The organism is Clostridium septicum, from assembly GCF_003606265.1.
GTDB lineage: Bacteria > Bacillota > Clostridia > Clostridiales > Clostridiaceae > Clostridium > Clostridium septicum.
This window is the reverse complement of the sequence record NZ_CP023671.1, coordinates 1,481,360-1,502,562: the sequence shown is the minus strand read 5'-3', so window position 1 is coordinate 1,502,562 and position 21,203 is coordinate 1,481,360. Positions and strand designations below refer to the sequence as shown.

The following is a 21,203-nucleotide window of genomic DNA, read 5'->3' as shown; positions in this document are numbered from 1 at the left end:
AAAAGATGATTAAATTTTAGCAGAGTGGTATAATAAGTATAAGGAAGTAGAATTAGTAAATGAATATATGGGTAAAATATTTTTAGAAAGAGGTATTTATTGAAAATAAAACAGACCAAATTAACTTGTAATAAGTTTATATTTACTATATAATATATTTTAAGAATATTTAATGCCAAAGCGAGAGGTGGATAAGTAATGGTAAAAAAAATTGATACTAGTTATATAACAGACATGGCAGAAGAAATGTCAACTAATAATATGGTTTCTTATGATGATCTACCAAAGTATGACCTCTTTCTATCCCAAGTTATAGATTTTTTAAATGATAAATTTACAGAGGATAAATATACAAACAATATAGTGCAAAATTACATAAAAAGTGAAGTTATAACTAAACCAGAAGATGGTAAAAAAAGAGGATATACAAAAATTCATTTAGTACAATTAGTTCTTTTAAGCTATATGAGACCTGTATTAACTACTGAAGAAATAAAAAAAGTATTTAGTCTTGCATTTAATGAGATAAATGATAGGTCTGATGACATAATATCATGGGAACGAGCTTATAAAATTTTTGCAGAAACGCAAAGTGAAAGTTTTAAGGAGTTTTTAGCTACATCAGCTATAGATGAAGAAAAGCTAAATGAAATAATTTCAGAATTAGATCTAAATGAAAAAGATGAAAATAGCATAAGAACCTTTGTAATAGTAATGTCATTAATAGCACAAGCAAGTGCAATTAAAAAACTAGTTCAAAAAATAGTAAATGAATATCATTCAGAATAATTTTTTAGATGACACAGAGGATTCTGTGTTATTTTTTTTATTCTTTAGTAACTAATATGGATATATAAATTCTTTGTAATTTAATAATAAATTTAAAGTTAAGTATTTTAGTTTAAGGAATAAAACTAAAGTTCTAATGCAATAGCTTCTACTTGCAGAGAAAATGTGTAAGAAATAAATGAACTTTAGGTAGACTTTGTAGATTTTATAGTTTTGTATTTAGGTATTGGTTATAATATTAATATATGATGAGAAAGATAAGGTTTAGCTATGGAAGATAAGATAGTAATTAGGGAATCGGTTAGAGGAATAATAGAATATATATTAAGAAAAGGACACTTAGATGATAGATATACAGGAAAAAGTAGAGCTTTAGAAGGAACATTAGCCCATCAAAAATTACAGTTAAGTAATGAAAAGATATATTCAAATTATAAAAAGGAAGTAAGGCTAGAATATACTTTTAATATAGAAGATGCTTTATTAAAAGTAGAAGGTAGAGCAGATGGAATAATAATAGAAGATAATAAAGTTATAATAGAAGAAATTAAATCAACAATGAAAAATTTAACTTTTATAGATGAAGATTATAATGAATTACATTGGGCACAAGCTAAGTTTTATTCATATATATATTTAATGCAAAATAATTTAAGTAAAATATCAATAAGGCTTAGTTATTATAATATAGAGACAAATGAAGTTAAGAGTTTTGATAAGAAATTTATTTTAGAGGAGCTAATAGAGTTTGTAGATTATATTGTAAACGAATATAGTAGATGGATTAAAATTAAAGGTAACCTTCAATTAGAACGAGATAAATCTATTTATAAGTTAGACTTTCCATTTCAGTTTTATAGAAAAGGTCAAAGGGAATTAGCGGTTAACTGCTATAATACTATAAAAGAAAAAGGTGTTCTTTATGCACAAGCACCAACTGGAATAGGGAAGACTATGTCAACGATATTTCCTGCTGTAAAAGCTCTAGGAAATGGGATGGGAAGTAGGATAATATATTTAACAGCAAAGACAATTACAAGGACTGTAGCAGAAGAAGCTTTTAATAAATTAAAAGGCAAGGGTTTAAACTTTAGAAGTATAACTTTAACTTCAAAGGAGAAAATTTGTTTCCAAGAAAAAGTATCATGTAATCCTGATGAATGTAAATATGCAGTTAATTATTTTAGCAAAGTAAATGATATTATATATGAGATGCTTTCAAATGAAAATAAATTTACAAGGGATGTAGTAGAAAGGTATGCAAGAAAATACGATATTTGTCCTTTTGAATTATCGTTAGATTTAAGTTCTTGGTGTGATGGAGTAATTTGTGATTATAATTATGCCTTTGATCCAAGAGTACGATTAAAAAGATTTTTCGAAGATGATATTAAGAATAATATTATATTAGTTGATGAAGGTCATAACTTAGTTGATAGAGCTAGAGAAATGTTTAGTGCTGAATTATATAAAAGTAGGATTTTGGAAGTAAGTAAATTAATAAAGGGTACTTCTCCTAAGTTCTATAAGGCTTTGTCTTCTGTAAATAAGGAATTTATAAAGATAAGAAAGCAAGTACAAGAGTTAGAAGAAAATAGTATGTATCAAAAAGAAGAGTTTAGAGATTTATATAAACTTTTAAGAATAGTTTTAAAGGAAGGTGACGAATATCTAATTACATCTATAGGTACAGCTAATTATAATGAAGTATTAGATTTATATTTTGATATTAGAAGCTTTGTTTCTATTTCAGAACTATATTCAAATGAGTATGTTACAATAGTTGAATTAGATAAGAGTGAAGTTAAGGTAAAATTATTTTGTGTAAATCCTTCTAAAAACTTATCTATGATAGTAAGACAAAGCTATTCTACAATAATATTTTCAGCAACTTTAACGCCATTAACTTATTATATAGACTTGCTTGGTGGAAATGAAGATAGTTATAGAATGAAGTTACCATCACCTTTTGATTCTGAAAAATTTAAAACTTATGCATATCCATTAAATATGAGATATAGTATGAGAGAAAAGAATATAGATAATGTCTGTAGACTTATTAGAGATTTTATTAATAAAATACAGGGTAATTATATGGCTTTTTTACCATCATACTCATATTTAAATAAAGTATATAATAGATATGTAGAGCTTTATGGAGAGGAAGGTACAGTTTGTCAGGGGGATACCTTATCGGAAGAAGATAGAGAGAAATTTATTAATAACTTTAGAGAAAAGAATAAAATAATAGCATTTTGTGTTGTAGGTGGAATATTTTCAGAAGGAATTGACTTGCCAGGAGATATGCTTATAGGAAGTATAGTAGTTGGTGTAGGTTTTCCTAAAATATCTAAAGAAGGAGATATAATAAAGGATTACTATGAAGAAAACGGGTTTGATTATGCCTATGTTTATCCAGGGATAAATAAGGTGCTCCAAGCAGCAGGTAGAGTAATTAGAACAGAAGAGGATGAAGGTAGTCTTTTATTAATAGATGATAGGTATTTTACAAATAAATATAGAGCTTTATTACCAAGTGAATGGGATGTTAAAAAGATAAATTAGAAAGAAGGAGATTGCTTATAGAATATTAGTAATCTCCTTTATATGTTGTATATTTTATTTTATATAAATTGTGTAGTTTGAATTAAATATTTCATTAATATTTAACTTTTCTATTCCTGGTTTATCTTTTAATTCCCCATTAAAATCATTAAAATCAGAGTGTCCATACCAAGGTTCTATACAAACAAATGGTGCTCCTGTTGATTTAGTCCATAATGCCATATATGGGAACCCTGTAAAATCCATAGATAAAGTTTTGTTGTGATTTTTAGATTTTAATGTTATTATATTCGATTTTAAATCATCGAATATTAACGCATCCTTTTTAAATATTTCAAAACTTAAAGGTATTACATTAGTATCCTTTAAATATTCCTTTTTATCATGTATAAGATAACCTGTTAAAGGATCTAATTGCATTGTTGATGAAGTTTCTTTTTTATTAAATTCAAAATAATAGTCATCAAATTTTTCATTAGAATCTATTGGACACATAAAGGCTGGATGTGCACCAATAGAGAAGTAAATTGTTTTATTATCTATGTTATTAACTGTATAAGTAGTTACAACACCGTTATCTACAAGTGTATAAGTTATTTTTAATGAGAATTTATATGGATAAACTTTTAATGTATCTTCAGACCAAGTAAGTTCAAAGATTATATGATTTTCATCTTTTTCTATCATATTAAATTCACGAGTTCTTGCAAGACCATGTTGAGGTAGCTCGAAGGTTTCTCCATCAACTTTATATTTTCCATCTTTAACCTTACCTACTATTGGAAATAAGATTGGAGCGTGATATTTCCAATACTTAGCATCTCCATTCCATAGAAATTCAGTATTATCTTTTTTACTTGTAATAGAGTTTAATTCTCCACCAAATGTACTAGCTGTAATTTTTATGGAGTCGTTTTCTAAAGTATAAATCATATTTAAACACCCTTTCATAGAAAAATAATTCTAAATAATATAAATTATACTATAGGGTATATATTAAATAAAGGTAAAGTAGTTTAAGACGAAATAATTTAATAAAAATGGATAAAAAGTTGGAAAAGGATTAAAATAGAATTTGGTAGTAGAAATTTTAATGAATAATAATTATAATATAATAAATTTGTTATATAATAGTATAGAATATAAATTAAATAAAGATAGGTGATTTAATGAAAAACGAAGAACCTGGGAAAAAGAGATCTACATTAGATTTTTTAATATATTTTATTGTTAAAGTTAAAAATGATGATATTTTTGCCTTAGCATCGCAATTAGCATATTACTTAATCTTATCATTTTTCCCGTTTTTAATCTTTTTAATGACTTTAATAGGGTTTAGTAATTTGAACTCCATGGAGGTTTTAGATGGATTAAGAAGTATTTTACCTTCTAGTGTTTTTGAACTTGTATCAAAAATAGTAATTGAAGTGGTAGATACTCAATATACAGGTTTATTAGGGGCATCTATAGCTATTACAATATGGTCAGCTTCATCAGGGTTTAGAGCTGTAATTAAGGGGATAAATAAAGCTTACAACATGGAAGAAGATAGATCGTTTTTTAAAAGAGTTATCGTAGCAATATTTTTTACATTTACATTAGCACTTATAATAATTTTAACATTAGCAATGTTAGTATTTGGAGATGTAATAGGAGACTATTTAATATCAGTACTACCATTTAAGGATATCATAGAAACGCTATGGAATTTAACTCGTTATGTAATAATAGTATTTATAATGACCTGGATATTTGCATGTATATATAGATATACACCTGCTACTAAAAGAAAGTGGAGAGAAGTTTTTCCAGGAGCTATAATAAGCACATTAGGATGGATTGGAGTTTCTCTAGGATTTTCATACTATATAAATAATATAGCAAATTATTCGAGGTTTTATGGAAGCTTAGGAGCTGTATTTGTCTTAATGACATGGTTGTACATTACTTCTATGATATTAATACTTGGAGCTGAAATAAATTCTGTATTAGCATTAAGGAAAAAACAAAGTGAAGAATAAAATAAGGATAGAAGTTTAACTTCTATCCTTATTTATTGTTAGAAAATTTTGTGGAGTTTTATATAATAAAATAATTATTATATATTATTTAATATATCCATTTTTATGATTTTTATGCCAATTCCATGCAGTTTCTATTATATTTTCAAGTGAATTATATTTTGGTTTCCAATTTAATTCTTTAACAGCTTTTTCAGAAGAAGCTATTAAAACTGCAGGATCTCCAGCTCTTCTAGGAGCAACTTCAGCAGGGATTGGATGTCCAGTTACTTTTCTAGCTATTTCAACAACCTCTTTTACAGAGAATCCAGCTCCATTACCAAGATTATAAATTGCACTATCTCCACCGTTCATTAATCTCCTTAATGCTAATGAATGAGCTGAAGCTAGGTCAGAAACATGAATATAATCTCTTACACATGTTCCATCAGCAGTTGGATAATCATCACCATACATCATAATTTTATCTCTGTTACCAAGAGCCACGCTTAATATTATTGGAATAAGGTGTGATTCAGGAGAGTGATCTTCTCCTATTTTGCCACTAATATGTGCGCCAGCTGCGTTAAAATATCTTAAAGCTGTATATTTAATACCATAAGCATGGTCTGCCCATCTAAGAATCTTTTCTACCAATAATTTAGATTCTCCATAAGGATTTGTAGGAATAGTTTTACTGTTTTCTAAAATAGGAATTTCATCAGGTTCTCCATAAGTAGCTGCTGTTGAAGAGAATACTATGTATTTAACATTATAATCTCTCATAGCTTCCAATAAGGATATTGTACCGTACACATTATTATTAAAATATTTCAAAGGCTCAGTCATACTTTCTCCAACTAAAGAATCAGCTGCAAAATCTATAACTGCATCGATTTTATTTTCTGTAAATACCTTATCTAATATTTTTCTGTCTCTTAAGTCACCTACGTATAATTTTCCGCCTAATAAAGCGTCTTTATGACCTTTGGCAAGATTATCTAAAACTACAACTTCTTGACCATTTTCTAAAAGTTCAGCAACCATATGACTACCTATATAACCAGCACCACCACAAACTAATATTGCCATTCTCATACCTCCTAAGTTTTATATTTACAACTTAATTATAATACACTTTATATTATTTGAATAGAAAAATACTAATTGGATATAATCAAAGATAAAATATTCAGGAGGTAGAAAAAATGAATAAAATTGTATTACTAGGAAAATTAATAAGAGACCCTGAACTTAAGACATTAGAAAATAACGAAAAGCTATTTACTAGATTTATAATTGCAGTAGATAGAAACTTTAAATCACAAGATGGAACAAGAAAGGCAGATTTAATTCCAGTTACATTATGGGGAAGGAAGGCTGAAGTTGTATGTAAATATATGAAAAAAGGAAGTTATATAAGCTTAAGTGGAAGATTAAGAACAGGAAGTTATGAAGATAAGGATGGAAATAAAAAATATATAGCAGAAGTAGTAGGAGAAGATTTTAAATTTGTTGGTGGTAGGAAATGGGAAAAGGAAGAGGATTCAACAGAAGAAATTCTTTAATTATGTAATATAATAAACAAATTGAAATCTTTAAAATAAGAAAATATATACAATAAAAATAGTTAAGGATTATTTATAACTTTATATAATATAAAGGAGCTGTTTTCAAACAGCTCCTTTATGCTATATCAATTAATTATTCCTTTGGAAAGAACACTAATTTTAGATTCACCATTTTGGATTCCAAGTATTATTTTTACTGAAGATGATATATCACCTATAAGAATACCACCAACAAGTTTGTTATCCTTGAAGAATAAGCTTACATAGTTATTTTTATTTTTGTTAACAGAACTAATTTTTTCTAAAGTTTCATCATTAAAATCTATAGTTCCAGCAGAAAATACTTCAGTTTCCATTGCAACAAACACTGTTGAAGAAACAAATTTTTGGAATTCTATAGAATCAGAGGCAGCATTAGCACCAGCAACCTTACCCATTTCTATAGCGGCTGGCCAATTAGCATAATAATGTCCTTCGTATTCAGCAACATCTCCACAAGCAAATATATCAGGTATATTTGTTTCCATATTACTATTTACTAGCACTCCTTTATTACACTCAATTCCTATAGATTTAGCTAAAGCTGTATTTGCTCTAACTCCTACTGAGTAGATAATCATATCACAACTTAGTGTTTTACCGCTCTTTAATATTATAGATTTTATTCCTTCTTCATTAGCTTCTATATAATCTATAGATTCTCCAAGTAAAACTTCAACAGAAGTATTATTAACTATAGTATTAAATATCTTAGAACCTTCATTATCTAATTGACGTGGAAGAATTCTATGGGATAATTCCACTACTTTAACATTTATGTTACGTTTTTGAATTTCCCATGCAGCTTCTAAACCTAAAAGTCCGCCACCAATAATTATAACGTTTTTAGTATTCGATAATTCACTCTTTATAATTTCAACATCTTTTAGTGTCTTAATAGTATGAATTCCCTTTATTTTATTAAAGTTAAAAGAGTCGATTTCTAATTGGGATGAATCTTCTAATTTAACTTTTGTATTAGGAATAAAGTTATAACTACCATTAGCTAAAACGAGTTTATCGTAAGAAATTTCCTTATTATTATCTAATATAATAGTCTTATTTTTATTATCTATACTAGCAACATTTACTCCAAGAAGTTCTGTTATATTATTTTCCTTGTACCAATTTGAAGCGACAATATAGAATTGATCATCACTATCTTCTGAGATTAAATCTGAAAGCTGGGTTCTTATATATGAATGTTCACTTTCATTAGATATAAGAGTTATATTTCCTTTAGCATTTCTTTCTCTAATAGCCTTTGCAGCGTAGAAACCGGCAGCACCATTTCCTATAATTACATAATTTTCATCTTTATCTATAGAAACCATAGGTTCTTGTCTTTCTACTTCTATAAATTGATCACTTCCAGCACCACAAACAGGACAAAGTTCAGGAACAACTTCAGCTTCAAATATTTCACCACAAATTACACATTTCCAAAGTTTAGGTTTTCCATCTCCACAAGAAACACAATTTATATTTTGATTTTCATTAGATAAAGGAACGAATTCCTTCTTGCCTAAAAGAGTTTCTCCAAAGCTTAATCCAAAATTATAAGCTTTTTCAAGTTCAGATTCGCTAGCTTTAAAATTAATTTTAAGACTAGGTCCATAGATTTTCATATTTAGCTCTTTAAGTCTAGTTTCAATTCTAGGAATGGCTTCACCACTCCAACCATATGAACCAAATGCAGCTGCAAGTTTTCCACAATGAACTACAGGGTTTAATTTTGAAAGTATATCACGAATAGGTTCTAATAATTCACCAACTATTGTAGGAGAACCAAATAATAAACCATCGGATTCACCTATACTTCCTAGAATGTCACCTAGTTCACTATAAGTAACATTAAATAATCTAACCTCAATATCTCCAGCAGCTTCAATACCTTTAGCTATTTGTTTAGCTAATTCCTCAGTATAGCCATAAGCTGACACGTAAGGAATAGTAACTAATTTCTTTCCATCAGCTCTTTCTGGTGCAGGAGTACTCCACTCTTTGTAAAGTTCCACTATTTTCATAGGATTTTCTACAAGGACAGGGCCATGGCCAGGACAGATTGTTTCTATATTTAAATCTTTAATTTTATCTATTGCTTTTAAAACATAAGGTTTATATGGTCCAAAAATACAATCATAATAATATTTTAAAGCATCCATATAATGTTCTTCATTCTCTACTTTGCTATTAATTATAGAAGGAGAAGAATAGTGAGAACCGAAAGAATCACATGTGATTAAAATCTCATCTTCAGGGATATAAGTGTACATTGAATCTGGCCAATGTAAAAATGGAGCAGAAATAAATTGTAAAGTCTTATTTCCTAAGCTTAAAGTATCTCCATCTCCAACAGTAATATATTCAAATTCAGTATTAGCGATTTTCTTCATAAATCTAATTGCTACACTTGAACCAACAACTTTAGCATTTGGTGATAATTCTAATAGTTTAGCAACAGAACCGGCATGATCTGGCTCAGTATGATCTACAACTATATAGTCTATTTTCTTAGTATCAATACCAAGATCTTTTAATCTAGAAATGTATTCCTCAAAGAATTCTACCTTAACAGTTTCAAAAACTGCTGTTTTTTCACTACCTTTAACTACATATGAATTATAAGTTGTTCCATAAGGAGTATACATAATAATATCAAATATTCTTAAATTTGGATCTAAAGCTCCAACCCAGTGGATATCTTTTTTTATTTCTAAGGATTTCATTTAATGCACCTTCCTCTTGTAATTAGTATTAATTAATATCGATTATTTATAAATTAATTATATGACTAATTATTAACAATATCAATAAATACTAAAAAGTTTTTTTGTGTCTATTAATATTAGAGTATGTGCAATTTATCGACTTTTATTTACTATTCGACAAGTAATGATATAAATTCTAGTAAAAATATTACAAATATGTGATATTATGTCAAATAAAAGTTGAAAGAGAAAAAAATATGTAGGAAAATAGAAAAATATTTTAGCTGAATTAGAAACAATGTTTGACATAGTTTTAAGCTTAGGTATGATATTGTTTTATTGAGGCAATTATTAATTTTTAAAAATAGGGTTATTAAGGAGGAGAGGATATGAATATTGTTAATAGCTTATTTAGTATTAGGACAGAAGATAACAAAGAACATAAATATTTCTATAGGTTGTTAAGAAGTCAGTTTAGAGGCTGTCAAGCTTTTGGAATTGAAGTTGAAAGACAAGATATCAAAGATGGACAAGTAGTCAATATCGAAAGAGATGATATTAGACTTATATCAAATGATGAGAATAAAGTTAATCTACTATTAAACTTATTATATGAAAATCAAGTTTCACCAGTACATTTAGTAGATGTATTGGGAGAATATGTAGATGAGTATATTTATGATTTTGATAGAGTGTTAGTACATTAATTTACAGTATAATTAAAAAGTTTATAATCCTTATAATGGCATATGATTAAATTAGCCTGTTTAATGGAAAATATAGTTTATTAATAGTAAAATAAATAAGAGGTGATTGTATGATTATAGGGATAGGTACTGATATTATTGAAATAGAGAGAATTGAAAGGGCTGTAAATAAAACTAAAAATTTTTTAGAAAAAATATTTACAGAGAAAGAAATTAAACTTTTTCAAAGTAAAAATATGAGAGCAGAAGTTATGGCTGGAAATTTTGCAGCTAAAGAAGCAATAAGTAAGGCGATCGGAACAGGAATAAGGGGTTTTTCACTTAAGGATATTGAAATTTTGAGAGACGAGCTTGGAAAACCAATAGCTACTTTAAATGAAAATATAGTAAAAATACTAGGAGTGAACTCTTTTAGACTAAATATAACAATATCTCATAATAATACCTCAGCTATTGCTTTTGCTATATTGGAGGAAATATAGATGTATATATTATCTGTTGATAAATGTAAAAAATTAGATGGATATACTATAAGTAATATTGGAATTCCAAGTATAGTACTGATGGAGAATGCAGCTGAGAAAATTATAAATAAAATTAAAGGGAAGGCAGATAAATTTCTTGTTATTTGTGGGGTAGGAAATAATGGTGGTGACGGATTAGCAATAGCAAGAAAGTTAATTTTACAAGATAAGTGTGTAGAAATTATTATAGTTAATGAAAAAAGTAAATATACAAATGATTTTAACATTAATCTAAATATATTAAAAAATATGGAATGTTCAATAAAGTATATAAAAACTAATAAAGATATTAACATTTTAGATGATATGTTAAATAAATTTGATATTATTGTAGATTGTATTTTTGGTGTGGGCCTTAATAGAAATCTTAATGATTTTTATATTAATATAATTAAAGCAATAAATAATTGTAAAGCTTTTAAAGTATCTGTAGATGTTCCTTCAGGGCTAAATGGAGATACTGGCAAAGAGATGGGTGAAGCCATAAGAGCTGATATTACATATACATTCGAAGCTATTAAAAAGGGATTTATTGAGTATAATGCTTTAGAATATTTGGGGGATTTAGAGGTGATTTCTATAGAAATACCAAAAGTTGTTAAAGATATGCATAATGAAAAGATAGTAACCCTAAGTAAAAGTGAGTATTCAAATAGATTAAATAAACGAAGCTTATATGGGCATAAAGGCACTTATGGAAAAGTTGCCATATTTGCAGGAGAAAGGGGATATACAGGAGCGGCTTATATAACAACAGAATCTTGTGTAAAGACTGGGACTGGTTTAACAACTCTAATTTCTTCAAAATATGTCCAAGATATTTTAAGTACTAAGTTAGTAGAAGCTATGACATTGGATATTAGTGATGAAGTTGAAGTAAAAAATATTTTAAATGATTTAGATGCAATTGCATTTGGACCAGGTCTCAAAGGATCAAAAGAAGCTTTGAAATCTCTAGAAAATATTATTTATAATACAAAAATACCAATAGTTATAGATGCAGAAGGAATAAATATATTATCTGAAAATAGAGAGTTATTAAATGATTTAAATGGAAGAGCAGTTATTACTCCCCATCCTGGTGAAATGGCAAGACTTATAGGAAAGTCTATTAAAGAAGTTGAAAGTAATAGAATAGAAATAGCAAAGAGGTATGCCAAGAAAAATAATGTGGTCTTATTATTAAAAGGGTATAATACTGTAATTACAGATGGTAATTTTGTTTATATTAATAAGACTGGGAATAGTAAAATGGCTTCTGGAGGAATGGGGGATTGCTTAACTGGTATAATAACTTCATTAATAGCACAAAAGCATTCTATATTTGATTCTGCAATATTAGGAGCATATATTCATGGCTTAGCTGGAGAAAGAGCAGGAGAACATGAATACTCAACAGTAGCAACTAAAGTTATAGATGAAATTCCAAAAGTTATGGAAAGTATTTTAAAAATAGATTAGTAAAATTAGAATAAAATCTTTTTAGAGTTAATATTAGTAATAAAGAAGACTGATAGCTTTAGGAGGATTTATGAAAAAAAAGATATTACTAGTACTTTTATTATGCATACCATTTATATCTATTATTTTAGTTGTAATATTTAGATTAACGGCTGAACCAACAAATGAGGAAATAATTGGAAAACTGCGAGATACTCCGTATTATTCTGTAAATGTAGAATATACAGTTAAAAATACTCGAGGTGAAGAATCAGAAGATACTATATTGTATTATAGTAAAGATAAAGGATCAAGAATAGATTTTGGTCAAGATAGAGTAAAAATATATAGAGATGGAAGTATTACAATAAAAGATAATATAGCAAATAAAGAATATACAATGGAAGAAGATATGGATAAACTTCATACCATTGCTCTAATGAGTAATCTATTATCTTTTCCTATAGAAGAGGGAAGTATTGAAGAAGGACAAGAAGAGTGGGGAGAAACTCAATATATTACTTTTACATCAGAGTTATTTTTTGAAAACGATCATTTGAACAAAATTAGAATATATATAGATAAAAATGAGAGAATTCCACTTGGTGCTGTAATTTACGATAAAGATGGAAAAGATAGAGTTAGAATAATTTATAGAGACTTTAAAAAATTAAAAGAGATTGATGGATCTGTTTTATAGCTTGGAAATTTTGAATTTATAATATTTTGTTAGAAAAAGATAAACCTAAGACAAGTTATGCGAGTAAATTTAAAAAAGATAAAATTAATTTAAAGCCAACTTCGAAAGTTAAGAGTAATTAGCACTATTTTAAGAAAGTTACTATACGTTTAAGTACATAGGTTACTATAAAAAAATAACAATTTTTAAAGGGTTTGTTATTTAAAAAGATAAGAAAATATAGAGTTTAGTATATATTTGTAAAAATAGGAAAATATATATTTTGACATTATGACATAATTTGTAATATAATTTATTTATACATAGATTTTTACTACCTGGAGGCGGATTATGTCAAAAAATGTTAAAAGTCTAAATTTTATAAAAAATATTAGAAAAACTAAAAAAAATAGGAAATATATTAGATCAAGAGTAATAGAATATAATAAAAAACAATATGAAGTGGAATTTCTACAATTAATGAAAAATGGCTATGAAGAAATGGCCCAGATTAATTTAGAGCTTTCACAACTTCCTTTCGAGTGCGAAATTGCAAATATTAATGAGTACGAGAAGTGGCTTTGTGGAGTGTGATATTTTCTAATGACGACTATGGTAGTAAAAAGAGGGGATATTTTTTATGCGGATTTAAGTCCAGTTATTGGTTCAGAACAAGGGGGAATCAGGCCGGTTATAATAGTTCAAAATGATATTGGTAATAAATATAGTCCTACAGTTATAGTAGCAGCTATAACTTCACAGATTAATAAGGCTAAATTACCAACACATGTTGAGATTTCATCAGAAGAGTATGGATTAAACAGGGATTCCGTTGTTCTTTTAGAACAAATTAGAACTTTAGATAAAAGAAGACTTAAAGAAAAAATAGGTCATATGACTGATGTAGATATGAAGAAAGTAAACAAATCATTACTTATTAGTTTAAGTCTGACATAGATAAAAAAGAATATTTATATGTAAAAAAGAGACTTTTAAAAATAAAGTCTCTTTTATTTTTGATATTTATTAGATATTAAAAATTAATTAAATAAAGTGTATTGATTATTTGTAGTATTTAGGTTTATTTACAATTATATTAGTTATCTATATATTTTTGTAGTTTCGTGTGTGGAGAAAATATTATTTTAATACAATATTAAATAGAATTTTACAATGAATTTTATATAAGCAGAACTTAATAATATACACTATATTAAATTAAAATATTTTTTTAGTTAAAAAATGTTCTCAATAAACAAAAAAAGAGTATACTATATTTAAATAAGTGATATAAGACATATTAAATAGTATATACAAAATAAAAAACCTATGATAAAATAATTTTATAAAAAAGAGGACAATATATACTTAAATAAATATGATAAATATCTCAGGAGGATAAATATGAAAAATAATATTTCAGAATTGAAGTCAATAGCTCAATTAATACGTGGAGATATAGTAACAATGTTAACAGAGTCATGCTCAGGTCATCCAGGTGGATCATTATCATCTGCAGATATAGTAACAGCATTGTTTTTTGGGGAAATGAACATAGACGCAAAGAATCCGAATGATGAAAATAGAGATAGATTTGTATTATCAAAAGGACATGCGGCACCAGTTTTATATAGCGCTTTAGCAAGAAGGGGTTATTTTGAAGTAGAAGAGCTTAAGACATTGAGAAAATTTGGATCAAGGCTTCAAGGGCATCCAAGTATGAAATGTTTACCAGGAGTAGATATGTCCACTGGGTCATTAGGTCAAGGTATATCAGCAGCAATAGGTATGGCTTTGGCTGGTAAAATTGATAATAAATCATATAGAGTATATACTCTTTTAGGCGATGGGGAATTAGAAGAAGGGCAAGTTTGGGAGGCTTCTATGGCAGCAGCTCATTATAAATTAGATAATTTAACTGCATTTATAGATTTTAATGGGTTACAGATTGATGGAAATGTTGAAGAAGTTATGAATCCATCTCCAATAGATAAAAAATTTGAGGCATTTGGTTGGAATACTATTGTAATTGATGGACATAGTATGGAAGAAATATTAAAAGCTATAGAAAGTGCAAAGCAGTGCAAGGAAATGCCAACAGCAGTAATTTGTAAAACAATTAAAGGCAAAGGCGTTTCATTTATGGAAAATGAAGCATCATGGCATGGAACAACTCCAAACAAGGAACAATGTAATCAGGCATTAGCAGAAATCGGAGGTGTTAGATAATGAGTAAAAAGATTGCAACAAGAGAAGCTTATGGAAAGGCTTTAGCTAAATTAGCTAATACTAACAAAAATGTAGTAGTTTTAGATGCAGATCTTTCAAAATCTACAAAGACTGCAGATTTTAAGGCTACTTGTCCTGAAAGATTTTTTAATATGGGAATTGCTGAGGCTAATATGATGGGAGTTGCTGCAGGTCTTTCAACTTGTGGAAAAATACCATTTGTAAGTACTTTTGCAATGTTTGCATCAGGAAGAGCTTTTGAGCAAATAAGAAACTCTATTTGCTATCCAAAATTAAATGTTAAAATTTGTGCTACACATGCAGGGTTAACAGTGGGAGAAGATGGAGCATCTCATCAAGCCATAGAAGATTTAGCTATAATGAGAAGTATTCCTAATATGACAGTAATATGTCCAGCAGATGCTGTAGAAACAGAGGCAGCAATTAAAGCTATAGCTGAATATAATGGACCTTGCTATGTAAGATTAGGAAGAGCTCCAGTTAATGTTATAAATAATCCGGAAACATATGAATTTAAAATAGGAAAAGGTGTAAGATTATCAGATGGTAATGATGTAACTATAGTTGCAACAGGAATAATGGTGGATTTGGCATTAGAAGCAAAAGAAGAGCTTTTGAAAGAAAATATAAATGCTAGAGTAATTAATATTCATACTTTAAAACCTATAGATAAAGAAATTTTAATAAATGCAGCAAAAGAAACTGGAGCAATAGTTACAGTAGAGGAGCATAACATAGTTGCAGGGCTAGGTTCAGCAGTTTTAGAAGCAATATCAGAAGAATGTCCAGTTTCAGTATTTAGAATAGGGGTTAAAGATGTATTTGGAGAAAGTGGTAAACCAGATGAATTACTAAAAGCTTATGGTTTAACTACTACTAATATAGTTGATAAAGTAAAAAAAGCAGTAAAAATAAAAAATTGTTATAATTAATTATTAATGAAAATTAATAATATTTAAAATAGCTATATTTACCATCATGGCCGCAGTATAAAAGCTGCGGCTTTAATATTTATTTAGTAATAGAATACTATAGGTATTTTATGGTATTATTAACATTATTAAATATATTCTGAAAAATAGTTGGATAAAAAGCAACTATATGAGGGAAGATAAAACAAAAACTTCCTTTAAATTATAAAATGGAGGGATTTCTATGAAAATGAAGTTAAAAGAATTCTCAATAATTACATTGGGAGTATTATTAGTAGCTGTTGCTTTAGAGTACTTTTTTATACCAAATAAAATAGCCGCAGGTGGATTAACAGGTTTAGCTATTGTTATTAATCATTATATTCCCTTTATATCTACAGGACCATTAGTATTAATAATGGATTTAATATTATATGCAGTAGGGTTTATGTTTTTAGGAAGAAATTTTGGAGTTAAAACTATATATGCAAGTTTAAGCTTGTCTATTATTATGTCATTTATAGAAACATTTTTAAATCCACAAGCAATTACTAATGACTTAATAATAGCCACTATTTTTGGAACTATTATAACTGCTTTAGGTATGTCATTAGTTTTTCATATGGATTCAGGAACAGGAGGAACAGATACTATTGCTAAAATACTAAATAAGTTTTTTCATATCGATATAGGCAAATCATTACTTATAGTAGATTTTATAGTTACTTCATTAGGAGCAATAACATTTGGTATTAATATAGGGTTATATGCATTGCTTGCAGTAATTATTAATGGAATTGCTATAGATAATGTAATAGCAGGATTCCACCTATGTAAAGAAGTGACAATTATAAGTACAGAAAATCAAAAAATAAGTAGGTTTATTATGGAAGAACTTGAAAGAGGATGTACTTTTCTTAAAGGTGTAGGTGGATTTACTGGTAAGGATACTGAGGTTCTTTATGCAGTTTTAGAAAGAAAAGAGTTTATAAAACTAAAACAGTATATAACAGAGGTAGATAAAAAAGCTTTTATTAGTGTAGGAGAAGTTCATGAAGTAATGGGAGAAGGATTTAAAGAAATATAGAAATATTAAGATAAAAAGGGGGGCAATTAAATGGAAAAAGTAAAGGAATATTTATTATCAACTTTAGGAGTAGGAATAGTAGCATTTAGCTTAGAGTATTTCTTCTTTCCTAATGGAGTTGCAGCAGGAGGAATTTCAGGGTTAGCATTAGCTTTAAATTTTATTATAAAAATTGAGCCTAGTATATTAACATTTATATTTAATATTATATTATTTGCAATGGCTTTCTTTTTAATAGACAGATCATTTGGTACAAAAAGTATATATGCAACTGTTATGTTATCAGTATTTATGTGGTTAGCTGAAAGATTTTTACATCCAGTAGCTATAACTGATAATTTGATTTTATCAAGTATATTTGGATCAGCGTGTATAGCTATGGGAACTGCCATAGTATTTCATCAAGGGGCATCAACAGGTGGAACAAGCATTATTGCCAAAATAATAAATAAGTATTTAGGAGTGCCTATAGGACAAGGGTTGCTTTTATCAGATTGTACAGTAACACTTTTAGCTATATATGTATTTGGCATTGAAAAAGGTTTATTTGGATTATTAAGTGCAATATTAATAGGAAACTTAGTAGATAAATTTATAGATGGATTTAATCCTGTTAAGCAAGTTTTTGTAGTAACTCGTAAAGAAAAATTAGTAGTTGATTTTATAACAAATGAAATTGATAGAGGCTGCACTATTTTAACAGGAAAAGGTGGGTATACTAAAGTTGATACAACTATTATCTATACAGTATTAACAACAAAGCAATTCATAACACTAAAAAAATTTATAAAAGAAAATAACCCAGAAGCTTTTGTAACAGTAAACGAATCAACAGAGGCTTTAGGTAAAGGATTCGCAGATTATTAAATTTTTCTTAAGAAATTTGGTAAGAAATGTAGTAAAATAGCGATATAAGTAACATAAAACAACAAAAAACATTTTTTATACATAATTGTTATGCTATAATAACTCTATAGGTTTTTACAAAAAAAGAAAAAATGCGCTGATGAGAGGTGTTAGTATGATAGAATTTAAAAATGTGTCAAAGCTATATGATAATAATGTTAAGGCATTATCGGATGTAAATATAAATATAGGAACTGGAGAATTTGTTTTTTTAGTTGGACCTTCAGGAGCTGGTAAATCAACATTTATAAAAATGTTGCTTAAAGAAGTTGATCCTACTATGGGAGAGATAACAGTTGCAGGAAAAGAACTTGCAAGTATAACCAGAAGACAAACTCCATATTATAGAAGAAAGATAGGAATGGTTTTCCAAGACTTTAGACTTATACCAACTTTAAACGTATATGAAAATGTTGCTTTCGCAATGAGAGTTGTAGAAGCTACTCCAAAGGAAATTAGAAAAAGAGTTCCAATGGTGTTATCATTAGTAGGTCTTTCACATAAATATAAAATGTTCCCTAATGAGCTGTCAGGTGGAGAGCAACAAAGAGTTTCTTTAGCAAGAGCTATTGTTAATAATCCATCAGTGCTTATTTGTGATGAACCAACAGGAAATTTGGATCCAGAAACAGCTAAAGAAATTATGGAATTGTTAGATGATATAAATAGAGCTGGTACAACTATATTAATGGCAACTCATGCAAAAGATATAGTAGATAGCATGAAGAAGAGAGTTATCGCTATAGAAAAAGGCTGTATAACAAGAGACGAAAAGAGGGGGATGTACGAAGATGAAAATTAATACTATAAAATATTTCATAATAGATGCACTTAAAAGCCTTAAAAGAAACAGAGGAATAAGTGTAGCAGCTATGATTACAGTGCTAATAACATTTTTCGTATTTGGTACATTTACATTATTAGCATTAAATTTCAATAAGGCAATTGAAGATGTAGCATCAAAAGTAGAAATAAAAGTATTTTTAAAAGATGATATTAAACTAGTAGATCAAAGAGAAATAGAAGTTAAGTTAAATGAACAACAAGGAATAAAAGATGTAATTTATGAATCAAAAGATGAAGCTTTCTTAAATTTTAAGGAAAGCCTATCAAATAATGAAGGGTTATTACAAGGATATGATTTACAAAACAATCCGTTACCTAGTTCTTTTATAGTTAAATTGCAAGATCCAGATTATGCTGAATCTGTAGGGGATGCAGTTAAAAGTATGACAGGAGTAGAAAGTATAGAAAACCAACGAGATTTAATTAATAAGATTAGTTCAGTGGTTAAAGGCTTCCAAGCAATAGGGTTAGTTTTATTTGGAATTTTTGCTGGTGTTTCAGTATTCTTAATAACAAATACTATAAAAATAGCAGTTTACTCAAGAAGAAGAGAAGTTGGAATAATGAAATTTGTAGGAGCTACAGATTGGTTTATTAGATGGCCATTTATAATAGAGGGTATAATAATAGGGTCTATAGGTTCATTGCTTTCAAGTGTAGTACTATTCTTTGGATATAAGTTTACATATGGATATATAGTATCTAATATGTTCTTAGTAACTTTAGTACCACCAACATTCGTGTTTACAACACTTATATGGTTATTCTTAGGTGGTGGTATAGTAGTAGGTGCAATTGGTAGTTTTGTAGCTTTAAGAAAGTTCTTAGACGTATAATAACAAAGGTTAATAATGGGAAATAAAGGGTATAGAAAAGGGGTATAAAAGAAGTTTAGAAAGGAAGTAGTCAATAATGGAGGATTTTAATAAAAGAGATGAAAAGAAAAAAGGTGGCAAGAGAGTAATTGTTATAATTAGTTTGGTAATTGCTTTTATTGCTTCGAATCTTGGATTTTTTTACTTAGGAAACAGATTTGCATTTAATGGATTTACTTTAAGAGGAATAAACAGTGAGGTAACAGAAGATTTAAAGGATATTCAAGATATTAGTAAGTATAATCTGCTTTTTCAGGTTAGAAATGCTCTTTTATCAAAATACGATGGAGAAATAGATGATAATAAACTATTAGAAGCTGCAATTAAGGGAATGACAATATCTTTAAAAGATCCTTATACGGTATTTATGAATTCAGATGAATATAAATCATTTATGGAACAAAGTGAAGGTCATTTTGTTGGAATTGGTGCTCAATTAGGAGTTAAGGATGGAAAAGTAACTGTTGTAGCACCTATAGAAGGTTCACCAGCAGAAAAGGCTGGGTTAAAAACTGGAGATGTAATACTTAAAGTAGATGATAAAGATGTTAGTGAATCAAATGTTGAAAAAACAATTGCAATGATTAAAGGTGAAGAAGGAAAAGCTGTTAAATTGACATTATCCAGAGAAAGTGGAGAGCCTTTTGATGTAAATATAGTAAGAGAAGTAGTTAAAACAATTGCAGTTAAAGGTGAAATGATTGATGATTCAGTAGGTTATATTCAAATAGTTTCTTTTGATGAAGATGTTTCAGAAGCTTTTAAAAAGAAACTTGTTGAATTAAAAGAAAAAGGTATGAAGGGATTAATTCTAGATTTAAGAGGTAATCCAGGTGGATTTTTAGGTGAATCAGTTAAGATTGCATCACAATTTATACCAAAAGGAGAAACAGTAACTTATACTATAGATAAATATGATAATAAAAGTGAATCTAAGTCTATAGGAGGAGAAGCAGAAGGAATGCCATTAGTAGTATTAATAAATGGTGGAAGTGCTTCGGCTTCTGAAGTAGTTACAGGTGCATTAAGAGATTATGGAGTTGCTACTACTGTTGGAGAAAATAGTTTTGGAAAAGGTGTAGTACAGCAACTTGTAGAATTTAAAAACGGAAAAGGTGGATTAAAGGTTACAACTTCTAAGTATTATACTCCTAATGGAGAGAATATACACAAGGTTGGAATAAAACCAGATATTGAGGTTAAAATATCAGAAGAGTTATTAAAACAGCCTTATGATAGAAATAATGATCCACAATTTGATAAGGCATTAGAGGTAATAAAAGAAAAGATAAAGTAGGAGGCT

Annotated in this window: 20 protein-coding genes; 17 read left to right on the top strand and 3 right to left on the bottom strand. The window is 28.1% G+C overall.

What is annotated here, in order from left to right:
- The first annotated feature begins 198 nt into the window (after positions 1 to 198).
- Both CP523_RS06600 and CP523_RS06595 read left to right on the top strand, forming a co-directional pair.
- Positions 199 to 789, top strand: coding sequence for a DUF1836 domain-containing protein (locus CP523_RS06600; protein WP_066677471.1), 591 nt, complete (start codon positions 199 to 201; stop codon positions 787 to 789).
- 270 nt (positions 790 to 1,059) lie between these two features.
- Positions 1,060 to 3,354 (top strand): ATP-dependent DNA helicase, encoded by a 2,295-nt coding sequence (locus CP523_RS06595; RefSeq protein ID WP_066677469.1) that lies wholly within the window; start codon positions 1,060 to 1,062, stop codon positions 3,352 to 3,354.
- 54 nt (positions 3,355 to 3,408) lie between these two features.
- Here CP523_RS06595 and CP523_RS06590 read toward each other — a convergent pair whose 3' ends face one another.
- Positions 3,409 to 4,287: an aldose 1-epimerase family protein gene (locus CP523_RS06590; protein ID WP_120140717.1), complete on the bottom strand. Its 879-nt coding sequence runs from the start codon at positions 4,285 to 4,287 to the stop codon at positions 3,409 to 3,411.
- A gap of 236 nt (positions 4,288 to 4,523) precedes the next feature.
- Between CP523_RS06590 and CP523_RS06585 the strand changes: the two genes are divergently transcribed.
- Positions 4,524 to 5,375 carry a YihY/virulence factor BrkB family protein gene (locus CP523_RS06585; protein ID WP_066677467.1) on the top strand — a complete coding sequence of 284 codons (852 nt, stop codon included), beginning with the start codon at positions 4,524 to 4,526 and terminating at the stop codon, positions 5,373 to 5,375.
- Positions 5,376 to 5,459: 84 nt separating this feature from the next.
- Here CP523_RS06585 and galE read toward each other — a convergent pair whose 3' ends face one another.
- Positions 5,460 to 6,446 carry a UDP-glucose 4-epimerase GalE gene (galE, locus tag CP523_RS06580; protein WP_066677466.1) on the bottom strand — a complete coding sequence of 329 codons (987 nt, stop codon included), beginning with the start codon at positions 6,444 to 6,446 and terminating at the stop codon, positions 5,460 to 5,462.
- Between the two features lie 116 nt (positions 6,447 to 6,562).
- Here galE and CP523_RS06575 point away from each other — a divergent pair, with 116 nt between their 5' ends.
- Positions 6,563 to 6,922 carry a single-stranded DNA-binding protein gene (locus CP523_RS06575; protein WP_066677465.1) on the top strand — a complete coding sequence of 120 codons (360 nt, stop codon included), beginning with the start codon at positions 6,563 to 6,565 and terminating at the stop codon, positions 6,920 to 6,922.
- A gap of 128 nt (positions 6,923 to 7,050) precedes the next feature.
- Here the strand turns inward: CP523_RS06575 and CP523_RS06570 are convergent, their stop codons facing one another.
- On the bottom strand, positions 7,051 to 9,693 hold the full coding sequence (locus CP523_RS06570) for an FAD-dependent oxidoreductase (protein WP_120140716.1): 2,643 nt from the start codon (positions 9,691 to 9,693) through the stop codon (positions 7,051 to 7,053).
- A gap of 371 nt (positions 9,694 to 10,064) precedes the next feature.
- Between CP523_RS06570 and CP523_RS06565 the strand changes: the two genes are divergently transcribed.
- The 13 genes from CP523_RS06565 to CP523_RS06505 all read left to right on the top strand — a co-directional run bounded on the left by CP523_RS06565 (position 10,065) and on the right by CP523_RS06505 (position 21,197).
- Positions 10,065 to 10,382 (top strand): DUF6514 family protein, encoded by a 318-nt coding sequence (locus tag CP523_RS06565; RefSeq protein WP_066677461.1) that lies wholly within the window; start codon positions 10,065 to 10,067, stop codon positions 10,380 to 10,382.
- Between the two features lie 110 nt (positions 10,383 to 10,492).
- Positions 10,493 to 10,864, top strand: a complete 372-nt coding sequence (gene acpS, locus CP523_RS06560; protein WP_066677459.1) for a holo-ACP synthase — start codon at positions 10,493 to 10,495, stop codon at positions 10,862 to 10,864.
- Positions 10,865 to 12,367: an NAD(P)H-hydrate dehydratase gene (locus CP523_RS06555; RefSeq protein ID WP_120140715.1), complete on the top strand. Its 1,503-nt coding sequence runs from the start codon at positions 10,865 to 10,867 to the stop codon at positions 12,365 to 12,367.
- A 70-nt stretch (positions 12,368 to 12,437) separates the two neighbouring features.
- Entirely contained in the window at positions 12,438 to 13,046 is a 609-nt protein-coding gene (locus tag CP523_RS06550; protein ID WP_120140714.1) for a germination lipoprotein GerS-related protein, read from the top strand.
- Between the two features lie 330 nt (positions 13,047 to 13,376).
- Positions 13,377 to 13,619 (top strand): hypothetical protein, encoded by a 243-nt coding sequence (locus CP523_RS06545; RefSeq protein ID WP_066677453.1) that lies wholly within the window; start codon positions 13,377 to 13,379, stop codon positions 13,617 to 13,619.
- Between the two features lie 9 nt (positions 13,620 to 13,628).
- Positions 13,629 to 13,982 carry a type II toxin-antitoxin system PemK/MazF family toxin gene (locus CP523_RS06540; RefSeq protein WP_066677451.1) on the top strand — a complete coding sequence of 118 codons (354 nt, stop codon included), beginning with the start codon at positions 13,629 to 13,631 and terminating at the stop codon, positions 13,980 to 13,982.
- 447 nt (positions 13,983 to 14,429) lie between these two features.
- Positions 14,430 to 15,254 carry a transketolase gene (locus CP523_RS06535; RefSeq protein ID WP_066677450.1) on the top strand — a complete coding sequence of 275 codons (825 nt, stop codon included), beginning with the start codon at positions 14,430 to 14,432 and terminating at the stop codon, positions 15,252 to 15,254.
- On the top strand, positions 15,254 to 16,207 hold the full coding sequence (locus tag CP523_RS06530; protein WP_066677449.1) for a transketolase family protein: 954 nt from the start codon (positions 15,254 to 15,256) through the stop codon (positions 16,205 to 16,207). The genes CP523_RS06535 and CP523_RS06530 overlap by 1 nt, the downstream gene beginning before the upstream one ends.
- A gap of 223 nt (positions 16,208 to 16,430) precedes the next feature.
- Positions 16,431 to 17,273 carry a YitT family protein gene (locus CP523_RS06525; RefSeq protein WP_066677447.1) on the top strand — a complete coding sequence of 281 codons (843 nt, stop codon included), beginning with the start codon at positions 16,431 to 16,433 and terminating at the stop codon, positions 17,271 to 17,273.
- 30 nt (positions 17,274 to 17,303) lie between these two features.
- Entirely contained in the window at positions 17,304 to 18,140 is an 837-nt protein-coding gene (locus CP523_RS06520; protein WP_066677445.1) for a YitT family protein, read from the top strand.
- Positions 18,141 to 18,294: 154 nt separating this feature from the next.
- Positions 18,295 to 18,981: a cell division ATP-binding protein FtsE gene (gene ftsE / locus CP523_RS06515; protein WP_066677444.1), complete on the top strand. Its 687-nt coding sequence runs from the start codon at positions 18,295 to 18,297 to the stop codon at positions 18,979 to 18,981.
- On the top strand, positions 18,971 to 19,861 hold the full coding sequence (gene ftsX / locus CP523_RS06510; RefSeq protein ID WP_066677442.1) for a permease-like cell division protein FtsX: 891 nt from the start codon (positions 18,971 to 18,973) through the stop codon (positions 19,859 to 19,861). The genes ftsE and ftsX overlap by 11 nt, the downstream gene beginning before the upstream one ends.
- 76 nt (positions 19,862 to 19,937) lie before the next feature.
- Positions 19,938 to 21,197, top strand: a complete 1,260-nt coding sequence (locus CP523_RS06505; RefSeq protein WP_066677440.1) for a S41 family peptidase — start codon at positions 19,938 to 19,940, stop codon at positions 21,195 to 21,197.
- The last annotated feature ends 6 nt before the right edge of the window (positions 21,198 to 21,203 follow it).

Coding starts and splice junctions, on each gene's coding strand:
- CP523_RS06600 (WP_066677471.1), top strand. CDS start 199: ATGGTAAAAAAAATTGATACTAGTTATATAACAGACATGGCAGAAGAA.
- CP523_RS06595 (WP_066677469.1), top strand. CDS start 1,060: ATGGAAGATAAGATAGTAATTAGGGAATCGGTTAGAGGAATAATAGAA.
- CP523_RS06590 (WP_120140717.1), bottom strand. CDS start 4,287: ATGATTTATACTTTAGAAAACGACTCCATAAAAATTACAGCTAGTACA.
- CP523_RS06585 (WP_066677467.1), top strand. CDS start 4,524: ATGAAAAACGAAGAACCTGGGAAAAAGAGATCTACATTAGATTTTTTA.
- galE (WP_066677466.1), bottom strand. CDS start 6,446: ATGGCAATATTAGTTTGTGGTGGTGCTGGTTATATAGGTAGTCATATG.
- CP523_RS06575 (WP_066677465.1), top strand. CDS start 6,563: ATGAATAAAATTGTATTACTAGGAAAATTAATAAGAGACCCTGAACTT.
- CP523_RS06570 (WP_120140716.1), bottom strand. CDS start 9,693: ATGAAATCCTTAGAAATAAAAAAAGATATCCACTGGGTTGGAGCTTTA.
- CP523_RS06565 (WP_066677461.1), top strand. CDS start 10,065: ATGAATATTGTTAATAGCTTATTTAGTATTAGGACAGAAGATAACAAA.
- acpS (WP_066677459.1), top strand. CDS start 10,493: ATGATTATAGGGATAGGTACTGATATTATTGAAATAGAGAGAATTGAA.
- CP523_RS06555 (WP_120140715.1), top strand. CDS start 10,865: ATGTATATATTATCTGTTGATAAATGTAAAAAATTAGATGGATATACT.
- CP523_RS06550 (WP_120140714.1), top strand. CDS start 12,438: ATGAAAAAAAAGATATTACTAGTACTTTTATTATGCATACCATTTATA.
- CP523_RS06545 (WP_066677453.1), top strand. CDS start 13,377: ATGTCAAAAAATGTTAAAAGTCTAAATTTTATAAAAAATATTAGAAAA.
- CP523_RS06540 (WP_066677451.1), top strand. CDS start 13,629: ATGACGACTATGGTAGTAAAAAGAGGGGATATTTTTTATGCGGATTTA.
- CP523_RS06535 (WP_066677450.1), top strand. CDS start 14,430: ATGAAAAATAATATTTCAGAATTGAAGTCAATAGCTCAATTAATACGT.
- CP523_RS06530 (WP_066677449.1), top strand. CDS start 15,254: ATGAGTAAAAAGATTGCAACAAGAGAAGCTTATGGAAAGGCTTTAGCT.
- CP523_RS06525 (WP_066677447.1), top strand. CDS start 16,431: ATGAAAATGAAGTTAAAAGAATTCTCAATAATTACATTGGGAGTATTA.
- CP523_RS06520 (WP_066677445.1), top strand. CDS start 17,304: ATGGAAAAAGTAAAGGAATATTTATTATCAACTTTAGGAGTAGGAATA.
- ftsE (WP_066677444.1), top strand. CDS start 18,295: ATGATAGAATTTAAAAATGTGTCAAAGCTATATGATAATAATGTTAAG.
- ftsX (WP_066677442.1), top strand. CDS start 18,971: ATGAAAATTAATACTATAAAATATTTCATAATAGATGCACTTAAAAGC.
- CP523_RS06505 (WP_066677440.1), top strand. CDS start 19,938: ATGGAGGATTTTAATAAAAGAGATGAAAAGAAAAAAGGTGGCAAGAGA.